Annotated in this window: 3 protein-coding genes; 1 reads left to right on the top strand and 2 read right to left on the bottom strand. The window is 45.2% G+C overall.

The features are described 5' to 3' along the window. Positions 1-517: 517 nt before the first annotated feature. Complete coding sequence (locus QUA34_RS29855; RefSeq protein ID WP_333332794.1) at positions 518-1,438, top strand: fructosamine kinase family protein; 921 nt, start codon at positions 518-520, stop codon at positions 1,436-1,438. Positions 1,439-2,040: 602 nt separating this feature from the next. Here QUA34_RS29855 and QUA34_RS29845 read toward each other — a convergent pair. Continuing rightward, complete coding sequence (locus QUA34_RS29845) at positions 2,041-2,451, bottom strand: HNH endonuclease signature motif containing protein (RefSeq protein ID WP_333391104.1); 411 nt, start codon at positions 2,449-2,451, stop codon at positions 2,041-2,043. Then, complete coding sequence (locus QUA34_RS29840) at positions 2,435-3,160, bottom strand: group II intron maturase-specific domain-containing protein (RefSeq protein WP_333332800.1); 726 nt, start codon at positions 3,158-3,160, stop codon at positions 2,435-2,437. Before QUA34_RS29840 ends, QUA34_RS29845 begins: the two co-directional genes overlap by 17 nt. Positions 3,161-3,343: the final 183 nt, after the last annotated feature.

Below are 3,343 nucleotides of genomic sequence, written 5' to 3'. Positions count from 1 at the left end.
TTTGCCCAACAATAGCTCAAAACCTCTGCCCTAGTATTTCTGAGTATTTATACTCATCGCAAAAGTGACACGCTCCCCATTCCACAGCCCGCCATCGGGGGGTGGCTGCTGTAAGACTTGCCACAATTGAGCTTGTTCCACATCATTCAGCAGAGGGTCACAATCGCTATTTTTGCAACGTTGATCTCCGAGGGATTCAGGTCCTAAATGATTGTAGCCCCAGACTAATTCCTAAATCCAACCACGACTATAACCTGTCACTGCCATTACTTCTGCGGTGGTTTTTCCAATGGCTAACAGCCAAATAATCTGGTAATGATGAGCCTGGGTGGTTGTTTTAGCTTGACGGAAACGAGCTTGTAGCTATTCTGGACTCAGATGAGGTGCGATCGTAATTCGTTTTGGCATTCTTTATTGGATGGGGGTAGTGTTCCTCCTGATTATATCATGGTTGATCGACCGGACATGATATTAAACTAATTCTGATCGCCCTCAACCCTCAACACGATTTCATGCTATGTGGGACAAAATTGCTGCGCACATCTGTGAAACAACCGGAGAAACATTTTCGATCGACAATCGCCGTTCCGTCAGCGGTGGCTGCATCAATCAAGGCTATTATATCAGCAGCAGTACCCGCACTTACTTCGTGAAAATCAATCAAGCTTCCCAAGTCGCGATGTTTGAAGCTGAAGCGCTGGGTTTGCAGCAAATGGGGGAAACCCAGACGATTCGAGTACCTGAGCCGATTTGCTGGGGAACAGAGGGGAATTCAGCTTATATTGTGCTGGAATGGCTGGATTTGGGAAGTCGCGGGGGCGATCGAACTTGGGAAGAAATGGGGCGAAAACTCGCGGAAATGCACAAATACACATCCCCCAACTCCCCCTTACTAAGGGGGGGAGAAGAGCCTGATTCGGGCTTGTTCAGGGGGGGTTTTGGGTGGGATATTAATAATACGATCGGCTCAACTATACAAATTAATAATTGGACGGCAAATTGGGCAGAATTTTGGGCTGAAAATCGGATTGGTTATCAGTTAAAAGTGGCTAGGCGTCGAGGCGGTCATTTTCCGAAAGGGGAACGTTTATTAGAGATGATTCCTGAATTGTTAGCTGGTTATGAACCTCAACCCTCGCTAGTTCACGGGGATTTGTGGGGGGGAAATGCGGGGGTGACATCTGCGGGGGAACCTGTCATTTTTGACCCGGCGGCATATTTGGGAGACAGAGAAGTTGATATCGCGATGACGGAGTTATTTGGCGGGTTTTCGCCACAGTTTTACCGGGGATACAATCAGGTTTGGCCTTTGGATTCAGGGTATGAAGAACGCAAAACTATTTATAATCTGTATCACATTTTAAATCATTTTAATTTGTTTGGTGGGAGTTACGAGTGCCAGGCGAATCAAATGATTAATCGAATTTTTGGTAGTTAGGGCTTGCTGAATAAGTTAAGAAAAATCACGAGCGCAATTGATGGGTGATTCAAGTTCGCCGAAACATAATTTGTCATTGCTCAACCCCCTTGACAAGAAGACGAGATAGACATTAGATAAAGGAATGGAAAAACTCCCCGACCTAAAACAGCTATCGAACGAGGCAAAAGAAGCCTTGATAGTAGAGCTATGGCAAGAAATCCAAAAACTTAGCGCAGCATTAGCCACATACCATTTGTGACAAGTTAAGAAAAAGTGCAAATTGTCAAGGGGGTAGACAAAAAAAAGTAAAATAGGATGAAACCTTTACCGGGCAAGCAGTTGAGCCATAATCGAACCAGTTATGAGTAGCAAAAAACGAATCAACCGAGATCATGCAAAGAAAAAAAATCGTCCCCAAGTAGAAAATGAAGTGAGCGCGAATCACCTGGAAGATTTATTAATTCCGGCAATGGCTGCACAAAAAACTTTTTATCGGCAACTAAATCTAAGAGAGAGGATTCTGACAGGTAGGGTCGAGAGAAGATGTTAGCATCCTCTCCCTCCCATTCGGAACCGTGCTTGCTACTTTCGCAGCACACGGCTACTCGGGTGTCCTCTTGTCATTTGAGGGCTTCTCTTTCTTCCGACTTGCTTGGATGTTTCTTTCCTGAAGAGACGATTTCCAGGTTATGTTTCCTGATTAATTCCAAGTCGGTTTTAGTTTTAACATCGTGGCAATGCCGATGCAATAGTTGAAGATTTTTGTATTCATCCTTACCTCCAATGGCTCTGGGGACGATGTGGTCAACTTCCATTACATCTTCATTTCTGAAAATAAATTCGCAATGAGAACATTTACCCTTCTGCTTTTTTAAGAGCAGTGCCAATCGACTTGACAATTCAGGGTTTTTTCCCATTCTTGAACTCCAATAGTCGGGTAGGGCAGGGACATTGCTGTCCCCTTCCCCCCTAAGAACCGTGCTTGCAAGTTTCCCTGCACACGGCTCAAGCAAATCACTGTGTCTTCTCATGATGGATTTGCTGGTGACACATTAGATGAACAAGTTGATAATTGGCGTATGTGTCCTTTCCTCCGATTGCTTTGGGGGTCGAGTGGTGTTTATGTATGTTCTCGCCATTGAATAGCGAGTCACCACACCTCGGACACACATGGTTTTGTCTCTGGGCTATTTTTTGCCACGACTTATTATAGCCCTTGGCTTGTTTTGCCCTGTTTTTCCTGAACCATTCTTGTACGTCTGGGTCAGGATTATCTGGGGAATAATCACCAGGTATCAGGGTGTGACGTTCGATATGGAACCAAGAGAATTTTGGGACGTGCGCCCCAGTTTGGTGGTCGCCAAATACCCAATTATCTTCCCTATCGAGATTGAATCGTCCGAAATAGCGTTGGTTTCTCCATTTGTCACTTTTGTTTGGGTGTCTCTGTTTGGCGTATTTCTTAACACGGTCGAACATCCACTTGTCGAGTTCGTGAAAGACCTCGCAGGCTACCATCTTTCGGTGATAATTTGCCCATCCTCTGACAACGGGAGTCAGCTCTGTAATGACTGCCCCAATTTCCTTGCCCCGGTTAGAGAGCCAGATTTGTCTGAGTTTATCGCGGATGTTTTTGATGGATTTGGCACTTGGCTTGATTAGTAGTTTGTACCCTGATTTTCTGTCAGACACTTTGTAATGTCTGAAGTTCCACCCCAAGAAGTCGAATCCTTCTGTCATATGAACGATTCTGGTCTTTTCTTCGGAGAGGTTCAGACCTCTCTCTAATAGCCAGTGGATTATTTCGTCCTTGGCGTTATTGGCATCTTCTTGGGTTTCGCAGAGAAGTCGGGTAAAGGGATTACATCGCTGTAACCCCCTCCCCTCAAAACCGGACTTGTACCTTTCAGCACATCCGGCTTA

Origin of the sequence: Microcoleus sp. POL10_C6 (assembly GCF_036701585.1) — a bacterium.
Lineage (GTDB): Bacteria > Cyanobacteriota > Cyanobacteriia > Cyanobacteriales > Microcoleaceae > Microcoleus.
The sequence above is the reverse complement of the archived record's forward strand: the minus strand, read 5'-3'. Positions and strand labels throughout refer to the sequence as shown.